Origin of the sequence: Jeongeupia naejangsanensis (assembly GCF_016865585.1) — a bacterium.
Classification (GTDB): domain Bacteria; phylum Pseudomonadota; class Gammaproteobacteria; order Burkholderiales; family Chitinibacteraceae; genus Jeongeupia; species Jeongeupia naejangsanensis.
Genome location: NZ_JAESND010000002.1, coordinates 449,690 through 463,550 on the forward strand (window position 1 = coordinate 449,690; position 13,861 = coordinate 463,550).

15 protein-coding genes are annotated in these 13,861 nt (G+C 62.1%); 8 read left to right on the forward strand and 7 right to left on the reverse strand.

Translation table 11 applies throughout. The annotated features are described in order from the left end of the window. Positions 1-34: 34 nt before the first annotated feature. Together JMJ54_RS07280 and JMJ54_RS07285 are read right to left on the reverse strand one after the other, a co-directional pair. Positions 35-1,579, reverse strand: a complete 1,545-nt coding sequence (locus tag JMJ54_RS07280) for an MFS transporter (protein ID WP_203537293.1) — start codon at positions 1,577-1,579, stop codon at positions 35-37. Further along, a complete protein-coding gene (locus JMJ54_RS07285) occupies positions 1,576-2,058 on the reverse strand; it encodes a MarR family winged helix-turn-helix transcriptional regulator (protein ID WP_203537296.1) in 483 nt (160 codons plus the stop codon). The genes JMJ54_RS07280 and JMJ54_RS07285 overlap by 4 nt, the downstream gene beginning before the upstream one ends. A 200-nt stretch (positions 2,059-2,258) precedes the next feature. On the opposite strand from JMJ54_RS07285, the gene JMJ54_RS07290 reads away from it, so the two are divergent. After that, positions 2,259-3,746 carry an amino acid permease gene (locus JMJ54_RS07290; RefSeq protein ID WP_203537298.1) on the forward strand — a complete coding sequence of 496 codons (1,488 nt, stop codon included), beginning with the start codon at positions 2,259-2,261 and terminating at the stop codon, positions 3,744-3,746. 289 nt (positions 3,747-4,035) lie between these two features. Here JMJ54_RS07290 and rplI read toward each other — a convergent pair whose 3' ends face one another. The 5 genes from rplI to fdxA form a co-directional block, all read right to left on the reverse strand. Then, the gene (rplI, locus tag JMJ54_RS07295; protein WP_203537300.1) at positions 4,036-4,485 is read right to left on the reverse strand and encodes a 50S ribosomal protein L9; all 450 of its coding nucleotides are present in this window, start codon (positions 4,483-4,485) and stop codon (positions 4,036-4,038) included. 17 nt (positions 4,486-4,502) lie between these two features. Continuing rightward, entirely contained in the window at positions 4,503-4,730 is a 228-nt protein-coding gene (gene rpsR / locus JMJ54_RS07300) for a 30S ribosomal protein S18 (RefSeq protein ID WP_070525702.1), read from the reverse strand. 9 nt (positions 4,731-4,739) lie between these two features. Then, positions 4,740-5,045: a primosomal replication protein N gene (priB, locus tag JMJ54_RS07305; RefSeq protein WP_203537302.1), complete on the reverse strand. Its 306-nt coding sequence runs from the start codon at positions 5,043-5,045 to the stop codon at positions 4,740-4,742. Then, positions 5,046-5,414 carry a 30S ribosomal protein S6 gene (rpsF, locus tag JMJ54_RS07310; protein WP_203537304.1) on the reverse strand — a complete coding sequence of 123 codons (369 nt, stop codon included), beginning with the start codon at positions 5,412-5,414 and terminating at the stop codon, positions 5,046-5,048. Positions 5,415-5,518: 104 nt separating this feature from the next. Then, positions 5,519-5,842, reverse strand: coding sequence for a ferredoxin FdxA (fdxA, locus tag JMJ54_RS07315; protein ID WP_203537306.1), 324 nt, complete (start codon positions 5,840-5,842; stop codon positions 5,519-5,521). An 87-nt stretch (positions 5,843-5,929) separates the two neighbouring features. Between fdxA and gluQRS the strand changes: the two genes are divergently transcribed. The 7 genes from gluQRS (at position 5,930) to trpA (ending at position 13,858) form a co-directional block, all read left to right on the forward strand. Next, positions 5,930-6,853: a tRNA glutamyl-Q(34) synthetase GluQRS gene (gene gluQRS / locus JMJ54_RS07320; RefSeq protein WP_308437988.1), complete on the forward strand. Its 924-nt coding sequence runs from the start codon at positions 5,930-5,932 to the stop codon at positions 6,851-6,853. Between the two features lie 315 nt (positions 6,854-7,168). After that, positions 7,169-9,733, forward strand: coding sequence for a motility hub landmark protein FimV (locus JMJ54_RS07325; protein ID WP_203537308.1), 2,565 nt, complete (start codon positions 7,169-7,171; stop codon positions 9,731-9,733). Positions 9,734-9,899: 166 nt separating this feature from the next. Continuing rightward, positions 9,900-10,364: a hypothetical protein gene (locus JMJ54_RS19160; protein WP_238999935.1), complete on the forward strand. Its 465-nt coding sequence runs from the start codon at positions 9,900-9,902 to the stop codon at positions 10,362-10,364. After that, a complete protein-coding gene (truA, locus tag JMJ54_RS07330) occupies positions 10,361-11,146 on the forward strand; it encodes a tRNA pseudouridine(38-40) synthase TruA (protein WP_308437985.1) in 786 nt (261 codons plus the stop codon). Before JMJ54_RS19160 ends, truA begins: the two co-directional genes overlap by 4 nt. Then, positions 11,143-11,802, forward strand: a complete 660-nt coding sequence (locus JMJ54_RS07335; RefSeq protein ID WP_238999936.1) for a phosphoribosylanthranilate isomerase — start codon at positions 11,143-11,145, stop codon at positions 11,800-11,802. The genes truA and JMJ54_RS07335 overlap by 4 nt, the downstream gene beginning before the upstream one ends. Further along, complete coding sequence (trpB, locus tag JMJ54_RS07340; protein ID WP_203537312.1) at positions 11,792-13,003, forward strand: tryptophan synthase subunit beta; 1,212 nt, start codon at positions 11,792-11,794, stop codon at positions 13,001-13,003. Before JMJ54_RS07335 ends, trpB begins: the two co-directional genes overlap by 11 nt. 51 nt (positions 13,004-13,054) lie before the next feature. Beyond that, on the forward strand, positions 13,055-13,858 hold the full coding sequence (trpA, locus tag JMJ54_RS07345) for a tryptophan synthase subunit alpha (protein WP_203537314.1): 804 nt from the start codon (positions 13,055-13,057) through the stop codon (positions 13,856-13,858). Positions 13,859-13,861 lie beyond the last annotated feature (3 nt).

Sequence of the window (13,861 nt, forward strand, 5' to 3'; positions counted from 1 at the left end):
CGGCCATGCATCGGGTAGGGCCGACGATCGGTGTTCAGCGCAGCTTGCGCTGAACGGCAATGATCAGGCCGGTGAAAACGGCAAACGCGGCAAGGTAGCGGTACATGTCCTGACAGGCGAGCAGCTGCGCTTGCTGGGCAACCTGCCGGGCGAGTTCGGCCTTGGCGCCGGCGAGTGCCTGTACATCGCTGAAGCCGTTGTGGCGGAAGACCTCGGCCAGCTGCGCGAGCCAGCTGTCGATCTGCGGGTTGCCGGCGTGGACCGTCGCGGCAAGGTTGTCGTGGACTGCGAACTGCCGGTCCTGCAACAGGACGGCGGCCAGCGCGCTGGACGTCGAGGTCGCCAGTTGGCGCATCAGGTTCTTGCCCTGATAGCCGTGACCGAAATAGGCGTCGCCGAGCTCGCTGTAGGTGAGGCCTGCGACGGGCAGAACGACCATGACCGAGAACAGCCCCTGGAAGGCGAGTCCGTACATCAGCCAGTGGGTATCGACACCGGGCGGCATCAGCGAATACCACCAGCAGACGCCGGCCATGATCAGTGTGCCGGCCAGCATCATCGGCTTCTTGTTCGGCAGTTTGCGACTGAAGCGGATGTAGGCATATACGGCGACGAAGGTGGCGACACCGGCGAAGCTGTCGAGCCAGCCGACCGCAATCAACGGCAGGCCAAGGCCGCGTTCGGCATAGATCGGAAACAGGTAACCGCTGAAGTTCTTGATGGCGTAGTAAAGGAAGTAAAGCCCCAGCCCGGTCAGATAAACCGGATTGGCCAGTACCCGCAGGTGCAGGATGGGTTGCGGGTGGCGCCACTGGTGAACCAGAAAGCCGATCAGCAACGCCAGCCCGCCGCCAGCCAGCAGCATCAGCCGGAAGGGATGGGCAAACACGTCGTAGCGGGTATCGCTGAGCATCAGTTGCAGACACAGCACGGCCGCGCCGAACAGCAGCAGGCCGCCGATCGCCAGCGGCTCTCGTTCCACGCCGGACTCGGCGTCGGGCAGCAGGAACCATGCGCCGAGCAGCGCCAGCAGTGCTGGCGGCAATGCGCCGTAGAACACCAGATGCCAGCTGCCGCTATCGACAAGCGTGGCCGCGAGCAGCGGGCCGATGCACGAGGCGCTGAAAATGCCGTACATGAAGTATTTCACCGCCAGCGCGCGCTCGGGGCCCTTGAACATCAGCGGAATCAGCACGCGTGAACTGGTGAAGAAGGCGCCGCCGCCGATGCCCTGGATGAAGCGGAACAGCGTCAGGCTGCCCAGGCTGCCGCTTTGCGAGCAGCCGAGGGTGCCGATGATGAACAGCGTCAAGGCAACGCAGAGATAGCGGCGGTAGCCGAACTGCCGGACCGACCATTGCTGCTTGACGATCATCAGCAGGCTGCCGACCGCATACGCGGCCTGTGCTTGGGCAAACTCGCGTGGCGCGGCACCGATGCCGCCCATGATGTGGCTGGCCGCGAAAACGAACATGACGTTCTCGAGGAACTCGACGCCGGTGATCAGGCCGAGCAACGCCATCAGCAAGCGCTTCTTGCTGGCGCGATAGCGCGCATGCAGGCGGAGCCCGGTGGTCATGCCTGCGACAGCCCCTGGTCTATGCTGCCGAGTGCCGAAATCAGTGCCGGCCGCAGTTCGGGCGCAACCAGCGCCCAGCAGGCTTCATAGGCGGCATAGACTGAGGGCACCGCTTGCTGCTGCAGTGCTCTGCCCTGATCGGTGATCTCCAGCTCGAAGCCGCGACGGTCGGTGGCCGATGGCATGCGTCCCAGCAAACTGCGTTTTTCCAGTGCATCGAGCAGGCGCGTAATCTGCGTGCGGGTGGCGTCGAGGGTGACGCTCAGTTCGGTCGGGCGCATCGGTGCCTCGGCATTGTGGGCCAGCAGCGTCAGCACGATGTACTCCCGCATCTCGAGCCCGTGCGGGGCGAGGGCGGCGTTGATCCGGCGTTCGAGCAGGTGGGCCGCGCGAAACAGCCGGCGTGATGCGATGATGGCATCGCGGGGGGCGTCGGCATTGGCGGCGCAGATGTGTTCGATACGGGCTTCGAATTCCATGCTCGGCCTCTTTTGTGGTTAATTTTGAATTTATATCGTATGAAATAAAATTGTCCAGACGATGACTGTTTCACCTGCATTGTGGAAAACCGCCGTTTCGCCGCTCGGGTCGGTTTGTTACCCTGCCGGGTTTGCTTTGAAGATGGTCATGATGGTCCGGCGGCTCCGCCGGGCGTGTTCAATCTCTAATAGAACCCCATATGCAAGAACATCAAACTCATGCCGCCGATGGCGGCGCGCCGACTTTGCGGCGCAGCCTCAAGGCGCGTCACCTGACGATGATCGCCATTGGCGGCTCGATCGGCACCGGGCTGTTCGTCGCGTCGGGCGCTACGGTGTCGCAGGCCGGCCCGGGTGGTGCGATTGCCGCGTATGCACTGATCGGCCTGATGGTTTACTTCCTGATGACCAGTCTGGGCGAGCTGGCGGCGTACATGCCGGTGGCCGGCTCGTTCTCGACTTACGGGGCCAAGTATGTCGACGAGGGCTTCGGCTTCGCGCTGGGCTGGAACTACTGGTACAACTGGGCAGTGACGATCGCGGTCGAGCTGGCCGCGGCGCAGCTCGTGATGCACTACTGGTTTCCGGATGTGCCGGGGATCTACTGGAGCGCGCTGTTTCTCGGGTTGATGTTCCTGCTCAACTACATCTCGGTGAAAGGCTTCGGTGAAGCCGAGTACTGGTTTGCGCTGATCAAGGTGGTCACCGTGCTGGTGTTCATCGGCGTGGGGCTGGCGATGATTTTCGGCATCCTCAAGGGCGGAGCGCAGCAGAGTTTCGGCAACTTCACCACCGGTGATGCGCCATTTGTGGGCGGTTTTCCGGCCATGCTCGGCGTGGCGATGATTGCCGGTTTCTCGTTTCAGGGGACCGAGCTGATCGGCGTGGCTGCCGGCGAGTCGGAAAACCCGCGCCGAAACATCCCGCGCGCTGTGAAACAGGTGTTCTGGCGCATCCTGCTGTTCTACGTGCTGGCGATCTTCCTGATCGGCGTGCTGATTCCGTATACCGACCCGAGCCTGCTGAAGAACGACGTGGCAGACATCGGCGTTTCGCCGTTCACGCTGGTGTTCCAGCATGCCGGGCTGGCGTTCGCTGCCGGTGTGATGAATGCGGTGATCCTGACTGCGGTGCTGTCGGCCGGCAACTCGGGCATGTATGCATCGACGCGGATGCTTTACAACCTCGCCACCGAAGGCAAGGCGCCGAAGCTGTTTGCCCGCCTGTCGAAGAACGGTGTGCCGCGCAATGCGTTGTATGCGACCACTGCGGTCGGTGCGCTGTGCTTCCTGACCTCGCTCTACGGCGACAAGGAAGTGTACCTGTGGCTGCTGAATACGTCGGGCATGACCGGTTTCATCGCCTGGCTCGGCATCGCCATCAGCCACTACCGCTTCCGCAAGGGTTACGTGGCGCAGGGGCATTCGCTCGAGGATCTGCCGTACAAGTCGAAGTTTTTCCCGCTCGGGCCGATGTTTGCTTTCGTCCTGTGCATGGTGATCATGCTGGGGCAAAACTATCAGGCCTTCCTGCTCGACCGGATCGACTGGGTTGGCGTGGTGGCGACCTATATCGGCATCCCGCTGTTCCTGGTGATCTGGTGGGGCTACCGGATCAAGAACAAGTCGCGTCTGGTGGCCTATGCCGACATGGACTTCCCGCACGAGTCGGACAACGACAAGCGCTGACGTTCGCCGATGTCAAAAAAAGCCGATCTTTGGGTCGGCTTTTTTGTTGCTGGCGCTTTGGTGATGTGTTCTGTTGGTCGGGGTGTGCCGGCGTGGTGATAGGAGGGCGAAAGTGGCGGGCTTAATGACCGGTTCTGTTGGTGCCGCCGTGTGCGAGGGCTGGCGTGTCGGGTCTGGTGTGTGGTCGTGTGTCGAAGGTGGGCTTGATCGATGATGCTGGTGCTGACGGACGACGGGCAACAAAAAAGGCACCCGAAGGTGCCTTTTTTGTTGGGCCGAAGCTGGACGATTACTGCTCGCCAACCACGGTGACCTTCACGTCGACCACAACATCGTGGTGCAGCGCGAGGGCGATGTCGTACTCGCCGATGGCCTTGAACGGGCCTTCCGGCAGGCGGACTTCCGACTTCTTCACTTCGATGCCGTTGCTGGTGAACGCATCGGCGATGTCGGCGGTCGTCACCGAGCCGAACAGACGGCCGTCAACACCAGCCTTCTGGCTGATGGTGACCACGGCGCCTTCCAGCTGGCCTGCGCGCGATTGAGCGCCAGCCAGGATTTCAGCCTGACGGGCTTCGAGTTCGGCGCGACGCGCTTCGAATTCGGCCAGGTTGGCATCGTTGGCACGCTTGGCCTTGCCTTGCGGGATCAGGAAGTTACGAGCGTAACCATCCTTGACCTTGACCACGTCGCCGAGGCCGCCGAGGTTTGCTACTTTTTCGAGCAGAATGATTTGCATGTCAGTGTCTCCTCGAATTAGTGCAGATCGGTGAACGGCAGCAGAGCCAGCAGGCGAGCGCGCTTGATCGCGGTCGACAGCTGACGCTGGTACTTGGCCTTGGTGCCGGTGATGCGGGCCGGGATGATCTTGCCGTTTTCAGCAATGAAATCCTTCAGGATGGCGATATCTTTGTAATCGATATGCTTGATGCCTTCGGCGGTGAAGCGGCAGAATTTTTTCCGCTTAAACAGATGACGGGACATGTTAATTCCTCAATTCAGCAATTCAAATTCGTTGATGTGCAGTACAAGACGTCGACGCTGGCGCTGGCTGGTAGCGGCAAAAAAACCGCGAACCTTGAGTTGCTGGCCAATGACAAGCCGATTGAGGGCTTGTCCGACCGTGCCGATTGCGATGGCTTCCATTTCGAGGGTGACCTGTCGTGGCTTGCCGTTTTCCTGCTGGCTGGATTCGTGACTGATTACGCAGTGTTGAACCGGGACGCCGGCCGGGGTGTATCGCAGCGGGGGCAACTCGATCAGGGTGCCGCCGATTACCGTCTTGTTGCGGTCAGGCACTTAGGCAGCAGCCTGGCCTTCCTGTGCGGGAGCGGTCAGCGACTTCGACTTCTCTTCCTTCATCATCGGCGACGCTTCGGTAACAGCGTGATCGGCCTTGATGATCAGGTGACGCAGCACGGCATCGTTGAACTTGAACGCGTGTTCGAGTTCGTCCAGGGTTTCCTGGCCGATTTCGACGTTCATCAGTACGTAATGTGCCTTGTGGATCTTCTGGATCGGGTAAGCCAGTTGGCGGCGGCCCCAGTCTTCCAGACGATGCACGGTACCGTTGCCGGTAGCGATCAGGCTCTTGTAGCGCTCAACCATGGCGGGCACTTGCTCGCTTTGGTCCGGGTGCACAATGAAGACGATCTCATAATGTCGCATGTGTTCTCCTTATGGGTTAAAGCCTGCCGCTAGCGACGTCGGTCAGGCAAGGGGTAACTCGCAATGATAGCCGACTGTGCGGATTTCCTCAACCGTTTCAGTGCTTAACGTTCGATCTGGTCGATTTTGCCGGTTACGGCGGCCCAAGTTTCGTGGTCCGGTAGCGGGTCTTTCTTCTCGACGATGGCTGACCAGGATTTGGAGAGCTCGGCGTTCAGCGCGATGTAGTCCTGCATATCCGCCGGAACATCATCTTCCGCATAGATTGCCTCGACCGGGCACTCGGCGACGCAGAGCGTGCAGTCGATGCACTCGTCCGGGTCGATAACCAGGAAATTGGGGCCTTCACGGAAGCAGTCCACCGGGCAAACGTCGACGCAGTCGGTGTACTTGCACTTCACACAGGCGTCGGTCACAACGTAGGTCATTGTATTTGTCCTTTTCTTGGGGCGAGACGGTCGTCAGAATATTGCGATATTACCAAAGCCCCTACCAAGGCGAGTGACGACGTGGCTATTTGCAAAGAATCCATCGCGCTAACTCCGGCCTCTTATCGCGGTCGTTTTGCGCCCAGCCCGACCGGTGATCTGCATCTGGGGTCGCTGTTGGCCGCGGTGGCCAGTTATCTGCAAGCAAAGCAGGCGGGTGGCAGCTGGTTGCTTCGGATCGAGGATCTCGATCCGCCGCGTACGGTTCCCGGGGCGGCCGGGCGTATCTTGCGGGTGCTCGATGCTTACGGTTTCGAGTGGAGTGGCGAGGTGCTTTACCAGAGCGATCGGCACGAGCGCTATCTGGCCGAGATCGAACGGCTGAAGTCGATGGGGCGGCTGTACGGCTGCGCGTGCACCCGTAAGGAAATAGCAGCGATTGCTCATGCAGGGGTCGACGGACCTGTTTATCCGGGGACGTGCCGGGGTGGCTTACCGGCGGGGGTGCATCCAAGGGCGTGGCGGCTGCGTGTCGATGACGTGGTGATCGGCTACGAGGATGGTGTGCAGGGCTGGCAGCAGCAGGATCTGGCGCGACTGGTGGGGGATTTCGTGCTGCTGCGGGCGGACGGGTTGGTGGCTTATCAGTTGGCCGTGGTGGTCGACGATGCAGAGCAAGGCATTACCGATGTGGTGCGTGGCGCTGACTTGCTGGACTCGACGCCGAGGCAGATTCACCTGCAGCAACTGCTTGATTTTCCGAGCCCCGGCTACGCGCACATTCCCGTGCTGGTGAATGACAATGGCGAAAAGTTGAGCAAGCAAACGCTGGCGCAGCCGTTGATGGTGGATGGTGCGGCGACGGCATTGGTGACGGCGCTGCGACTGTTGCGCCAGTCTCCGCCCGAGTCCCTGCTGCGTGCCTCGGTGGCCGAGGTGTGGGAGTGGGCGCTGGCGCATTGGGGCATGGCGAGATTGGCCGGGGAAAAGGCAATTGCCATTGATGCGTGAGGCGTGTGGATGTTTGCTTTATTTCTTACGCTTCGTGCAATATATCTACTTCGCCGATGACGTTTGATTGGGGTGTTTTTGGCGCGAATTTTGCCCTGGATCAGGGTGGCTTAATTCGGCTGAAAGCCGCGCCAATGATGAATCCGCAACGATTTTCCCTGCGTTCTCGGGGCTACCTTGCAACCCCTTCAACCGGGGTGATATGTTGCGAGCCAATATTCGAATAAAGCACTCAGCGCACGCCGGCTGATCTATTAAGCGCCCTGGGGGGATAACGTGCACATTCAATCCAAACTCAAAGCCTGCGTATTGGCAATGATGCTTGCTTCGCCGTGGACTGCCCATGCAGCGGGGCTGGGCAAACTCAATGTCGTTTCCGGGCTCGGGCAGCCGTTCCGTGCCGAAATCGACCTGACGTCGGTGCAGCCGGGCGAAGCCGATTCGCTGGCTGTCAGTCTCGCGTCGCCTGAGGGATATGCCAATGCTCAGGTGCCATATCCGCCGACATCGCTGGGCTTGCGCTTCAATATCGACAAGCGCGCCAACGGCCAGTACTACGTGCTCGTGACGTCGGGTCAGGCGGTCAACGAGCCCTTCCTGGGGTTGCTGGTCGAGCTGAACTGGGCTTCCGGTCGCATCCAGCGTGAATACTCCGCATTGATCGACCCGGTAGGCTACGGCTCGAGCGGCTCGGCCGCACTCCCGGGGCGTGTAAGCGGCAAGGGGGCTTCGGAAAGCACGAGCGGCGCCGCGAAGCCTGTCAAGGGTGCTTCCGCCAAGTCGGCTGCGGCCGCGCAGGCACAGCCCTCGCAGCCGCAGCCGTCCGCGCCGGCAGAAAAGTCGGCCGGTGATTCGTTCACGGTCAAATCGGGCGACACGCTGTCGTCGGTGGCGCGCCGGGTGCAGGGCGACGGCGTGAGCTACGAGCAGGTGCTGGTCAGCCTTTACCGTGCGAATCCGTCGGCGTTCGACGGCAACATGAATCGACTCAAGCGCGGCAAAATTCTCCGGGTGCCCGATCGCGATGCGATGGCGTCGGTCAGTCGTGACGAGGCGGCCAAGGAAATCCGTCTTCAGGGTGAAAACTGGAAGAACTATCGCAGCCAGCTGGCGGCAGCTGCAGGCCAGCAGCCGGCGGCGGATGCAGGTGGTGGCGCCACGTCCGGCAAGATTTCCGCAAAGGTCGAAGACAAGGGCTTGTCGCAGGCCGAAGGCAACAAGGACGTCCTCAAACTTTCCAAGGGTGGCCAGGGCGGAGACGCGCAGCTGAAAGCCTTGCAGGACGAAGCAAAAGCGCAGCAGAAATCGCTGGACGAGGCGAATCAGCGCGTTGCCGATCTGCAAAAGAATATCAAGGACATGGAAAAGGCGCTGGCGATCAAGGCTCCGGCCGGTGCGGCAACGACCGCATCCGCGCCGGTGGCCAGTGCATCGTCGGTGCAGGCTGAAGTCGCGTCGGCGGTGGCGGAAGTGGCTGCGGCGAGCGCGGTGCCGGCCGTGACCGCCTCGACGGTTGCGGAAGCCAGCCCGGTCGCCAAGAAGCGCAAGCCGGTCGTGATTGCTCCGCCGGTCGAGGAACCGTCGTTCATCGAGTCGATGTTCGAGAATCCGCTGTTGATCGGTGGTGGCCTTGCGGCCGTGCTGGCTGGTGTTGGTGGCCTGTTCTGGATGCGTCGCCGCAAGCCGGCGCGCTTTGAAGACAGCTTCCTGACTGCCGGCGATCTCAAGCCGAATACCGTGATTGGCAGTAGTGGTGGCGCAGTCATCACCACGCAGCCGACCGAAAACTCGTTCCTGACCGACTTCAGCCGTCAAGGGTTGGGGACAATCGATACCGACGAAGTCGATCCGGTGGCCGAAGCCGAGGTCTATATGGCCTACGGCCGCGATGCACAGGCCGAGGAAATCCTGCGTGACGCGCTGGCGAAGGATGGCAGCCGGAACGAGATTCGCCTGAAGTTGCTTGAGATCTACGCAGCACGCAAGGACAGGTCCGCGTTTGAGGACGTGGCCTCGGGGCTGTTTGCCAATGTCAACGGCCAGGGCCCTGTCTGGGAGCAGGCGGCCTACATGGGGCGCAACCTGGATTCGGCCAATCCGCTGTATCAACCGGCTCAGGCGTCGTCCGTTGCGCCGCTCGCGGCGGCTGGTGCTGCGGTGGTGGCCGGCGGTGCGGCGATCGCTGCTGTTGCTGCCGAACAGGATGACGATTTCGGTCTCGACCTGGACCTGAGTGCCGACGTACCGGCGGATGACGGTGCTTCGCTGGCGTTTGCCACGACCGAGGCTGCGCCGCTGGACGAGGTGAAGGCCGAGGAGTCCGGGCTGGACGCGATGCTGGATGATCTGGTCGATTTCGATCTGGGCGCGCCGGCCGATGCGCCGGCCACGTCGGAGCTGGATGATCTGAGCTTCGATCTGCCGGAAGCGGTGTCGTCGCTGGATGCGCCAACCGTGCCCGTGGAGCTCGATCTGGATTCGGCTGGCGAACTCGACTTCCCGCTCGATCTCGAGCTGCCGGATGCCATTGCATCTGCGCCGCTGGACCTTTCTGCCGCACCGTCGGCCAGCGAAGGGCTCGACGACGAGCTGGCGATGGATTTCGACTTCGGCGAACTGGCCTCGTCGCCGGCTGTGACGTCCGTTGAGCCGCCGCTGTCCGAGACCGAGCTGGCCGGGCTGGATCTGAGCCTCGGAGCGCAGGACGAGTCCGATCTGGCGCTGGGTGAAGACGATCCGGTTCAAACCAAGATCGATCTGGCCAAGGCGTATCTCGACATGGGCGACACCGAGGGGGCCCGCGAGATTCTGCAGGAGGCCCTTGGCGAGGGCGGCGAGCGTCACAAGGCGGAGGCACAGCGCTTGCTGGCCGAGCTCTGATCCGCCGATGTCGCGGGTTCATCCGGCCAACTGGATTCTGTGTTGGCTGACGGTGGCGTGCTGGTTGCATCAAATGCAGCCCACGCCACTGATTGTTTGTACGGCGTTCCTTGTCGTTGCCGCCGGCCTGCGGGACAGGCAGCGGTGGTGGCGCACGCTCAGGCGCATGCGTTTTCTGCTGCTCGCTCTGGCGGTGGTGTATGGCTGGAGTACCCCGGGCGTGCGCCTGGCTGCGTGGTCGTGGGCGCCCAGTGAAGAAGGGCTCCGGATGGGGACGCTTCAGGCGTTGCGGTTGCTTGGCATGCTCGCCAGTCTGCACTGCCTGTTGACGGGCTTGGGGCGCGAGAAACTTTTCGGCGGGCTTTACACCTTGACCGCGCCGCTGGCACTGTTCGGGGCATGGCGAGAACGCTGTGCGTTGCGACTTGCCTTGACGATGGATTTTGCCGAAGTTCTGTTGGCCGATCCCAAGCCCTTGCGCGGCAATTGGCGCGCTTGGCTCGACGCGGACAACGTTGGCGATGTCGCGCCTGTCAGGCTGGTGTTGTTGCCGCTGCAGGGGTGGCAGCGTGTGTGGTGTGCCGTATTGCTGGGGGTGATCGGCTTGATTTTGTTGGGAGTGGGCTGGTGAGCCGTTATGCGTTTGCACTCGAATACGATGGTCGCAGCTTCAGTGGCTGGCAGATTCAGCCGAACAGGTTGACAGTGCAGGGCGTGGTCGAGGAAGCCGTGTCGCGCATGGCGGGGCATCCGGTTCGGGTCCATGCAGCAGGGCGAACCGATGCCGGTGTGCATGCGAGCCGGCAGGTGGCGCACTTCGACACCGATGCCGATCGTCCGCTGACGGCCTGGGTGCGCGGCGTCAACAGCTTTCTGCCGTCCGGTGTGGCCGTGCTGTGGGCCAAGGCCGTGCCCGATACATTCCATTCGCGCTTCGTGGCGCATGCGCGCCATTATCGTTACTTGCTGCTGAATCATCCGGTGCGTCCGGCGTTGTGGGCCGGACGGGTGGGCTGGATTCATCAGCCGCTTGATCTGGCCGCATTCGACGATGCGGCGCAGCGCTTGCTTGGGACGCACGATTTTTCCAGTTTCCGTGCGGCGGAGTGTCAGGCCAAGACGCCGGTGAAGACACTGAGCCGGATCGAGCTGAAGCAGGTGGGCAATTTGCTGACGGTCGATTTTTCGGCCGACGCCTTCCTGCACCACATGGTACGAAATCTGATGGGGGCCTTGTTGCACGTCGCAAAAGGCAACGAGGCGCCGGCATGGATCGAGACGCTGCTCGCCGCGCGCCAGCGCGCCGTAGCCCCCCCGACCTTCATGCCCGACGGACTTTACCTGGCTGGCGTCAGCTACCCGGCTGAATACGGGCTGGATACCGAGCCGGAGCAGCGACACGGCCTCATATGAGTGACGAAGTGATGATGATTCCCCGTATCAAGATTTGCGGGTTGCGCGACGTTGAGACGGCGGTGGCCACGGCCCGGCTGGGTGCGGATGCCATCGGTCTGGTCTTCTATGCGCCGAGCCCGCGCTGTGTCGACGCCGGTGTTGCCGCCAGTATCGTGGCAGGCTTGCCGGCCTTTGTGACCAGTGTCGGCCTGTTTGTCGATGCGGCGCCCGGGTATGTGCGTGACTTGCTTCGGCAGGCGCCGCTGGATCTGCTGCAGTTTCACGGCGACGAGTCGCCCGAGTACTGTCGCCAGTTCGGACGGCCCTATATCAAGGCACTTAGGGTTAAACCGGATACGGATTTGGTAGAATGTGCCAAGCGCTATCACGATGCACGGGGCTTGCTGGTCGATGCCTACGTTCCCGGTGTTCCCGGCGGAACGGGTGAAGCCTTCGACTGGGCCTTGTTGCCTGCCGGTTTGCCCCTGCCGTTGATTCTGTCCGGCGGGTTGCATCCGGACAATGTAGAGCTCGCGGTAAAGCAGGTGCGGCCTTGGGCGCTGGATGTTTCCAGCGGCGTCGAGCGCAGCAAGGGTGAAAAAGATCTGGCCAAGGTGGCCGCCTTTATCAGGGCGGCACGTCTGGCAGCAACCGAGATGACTGATGAACGATAAGCTTCGCTACAACCAGCCCGACGCACGTGGCCACTTCGGTCAGCATGGCGGCATCTACGTCGCGGAAACGCTGATGTCGGCACTCGACGAGTTGCGTGTCGAGTATGAAAAAGCCATCAACGATCCGGCGTTCATGGCCGAGTACCGGTACGAGCTGGCGCACTATGTCGGTCGCCCCAGCCCGGTCTACCACGCCAAGCGCTGGTCGGAGCTGTTGGGCGGCGCGCAGATCTATCTCAAGCGCGAAGACCTGAATCACACCGGTGCTCACAAGGTCAACAACACCATCGGTCAGGCGCTGCTGGCCCGTCGCATGGGCAAGAAGCGTGTGATCGCCGAAACCGGCGCAGGCCAGCACGGCGTTGCCTCGGCGACTGTTGCTGCCCGTTACGGGCTTGAATGTGTCGTCTATATGGGCGCAGAAGACGTCGCCCGCCAATCGCCGAACGTTTACCGGATGAAGTTGCTCGGCGCGACCGTGGTGCCGGTCACATCGGGCAGCAAAACGCTGAAAGACGCGATGAACGAAGCCATGCGTGACTGGGTCACCAATGTGGATTCGACCTATTACATCATCGGCACGTGTGCCGGCCCGCACCCGTATCCGACGCTGGTCCGCGATTTCCAGTGCGTGATCGGTGAAGAGGCCAAGGTGCAGATGCAGGACATGATCGGTCGCCAGCCCGATGCGGTGATCGCCTGCGTCGGCGGCGGCTCGAACGCCATCGGCATCTTCCATCCTTATGTCGAGGTGCCGGGTGTGCGTCTGATCGGTGTTGAAGCCGGCGGTCATGGTGTCGAAACCGGGCAGCACGCTGCACCGCTGACGACCAACGCCAAGATCGGCGTTCTGCATGGCCAGCGGTCCTATCTGATGCAGGATGCGAATGGCCAGATCGTCGAGACGCACTCGGTATCCGCCGGTCTCGACTATCCGGGCGTCGGTCCCGAGCACAGTCACCTGAAGGATATTGGTCGCGCCGAGTACGTGGCGATCAACGACGACGAGGCGCTCAAGGCCTTCCATGATCTGTGCCGTTACGAAGGCATCATCCCGGCGCTCGAGTCGAGCCACGCCTTGGCGCATGCTGCAAAAATCGCGCCGACGATGAGCAAGGATCAAGTTCTGCTGGTCAATCTGTCGGGTCGTGGTGACAAGGATATTCCGACGATCGCCAAACTTGACGGTATCCAGCTCTGATCATTGGCGGGCGTCGGTTGGCGCCCGCAACACTTTTTGATGGCCTTATCCATGTCCCGTATCCAGAAAACCCTCGCGGCCCTGAAGGCCGACAGCCGTCAGGCGCTGATCCCGTTCATCACCGCCGGTGACCCGCGACCCGGAATCACCGTGGAATTGATGCACGCGCTGGTCAAGGGCGGCTCCGACGTGATCGAACTCGGCGTGCCGTTTTCCGATCCGATGGCCGATGGGCCAGTGATCCAGCGTGCGTCCGAGCGCGCACTTGCACATGACGTGAGCCTGCGCGACGTACTCGGCATGGTCGCCGAGTTCCGCAAGACCGATGCCGAAACCCCGGTCGTACTGATGGGGTACGCGAACCCGGTCGAAGCAATGGGGTATGAAACGTTTGCACAAGCCGCGGTGGCGGCCGGTGTCGATGGCGTGCTGACCGTTGATCTTCCGCCGGAAGAGGCCGAAGACTGTGCCGCGACGTTCAAGCGTCACGGCATCGATCCGATCTTCCTGCTGGCGCCGACTACGCCCGTCAGCCGCATTCAGGCGGTTGAGCGTCTCGCCAGCGGCTATGTCTACTATGTTTCGCTGAAGGGCGTGACCGGTGCGGCGACGCTTGATGTCGCCAGCGTCGCCGCCAAACTCGCCGAGCTGCAGTCCTATCTGTCGGTGCCGGTCGGGGTGGGTTTCGGTATCCGTGACCCGGAGTCGGCGCGCGCCGTCGCCGCTGTCGCCGATGCCGTGGTGATCGGTTCGCGTCTGGTGCAGGAAGTCGAGGCGGGCGAGGCTGGTCTGGCCGCCCGGCTGACGGAATTCCTTGCCAGCGTCCGCGCCGCGATGGATACTGCGCGCCGCTGAAAC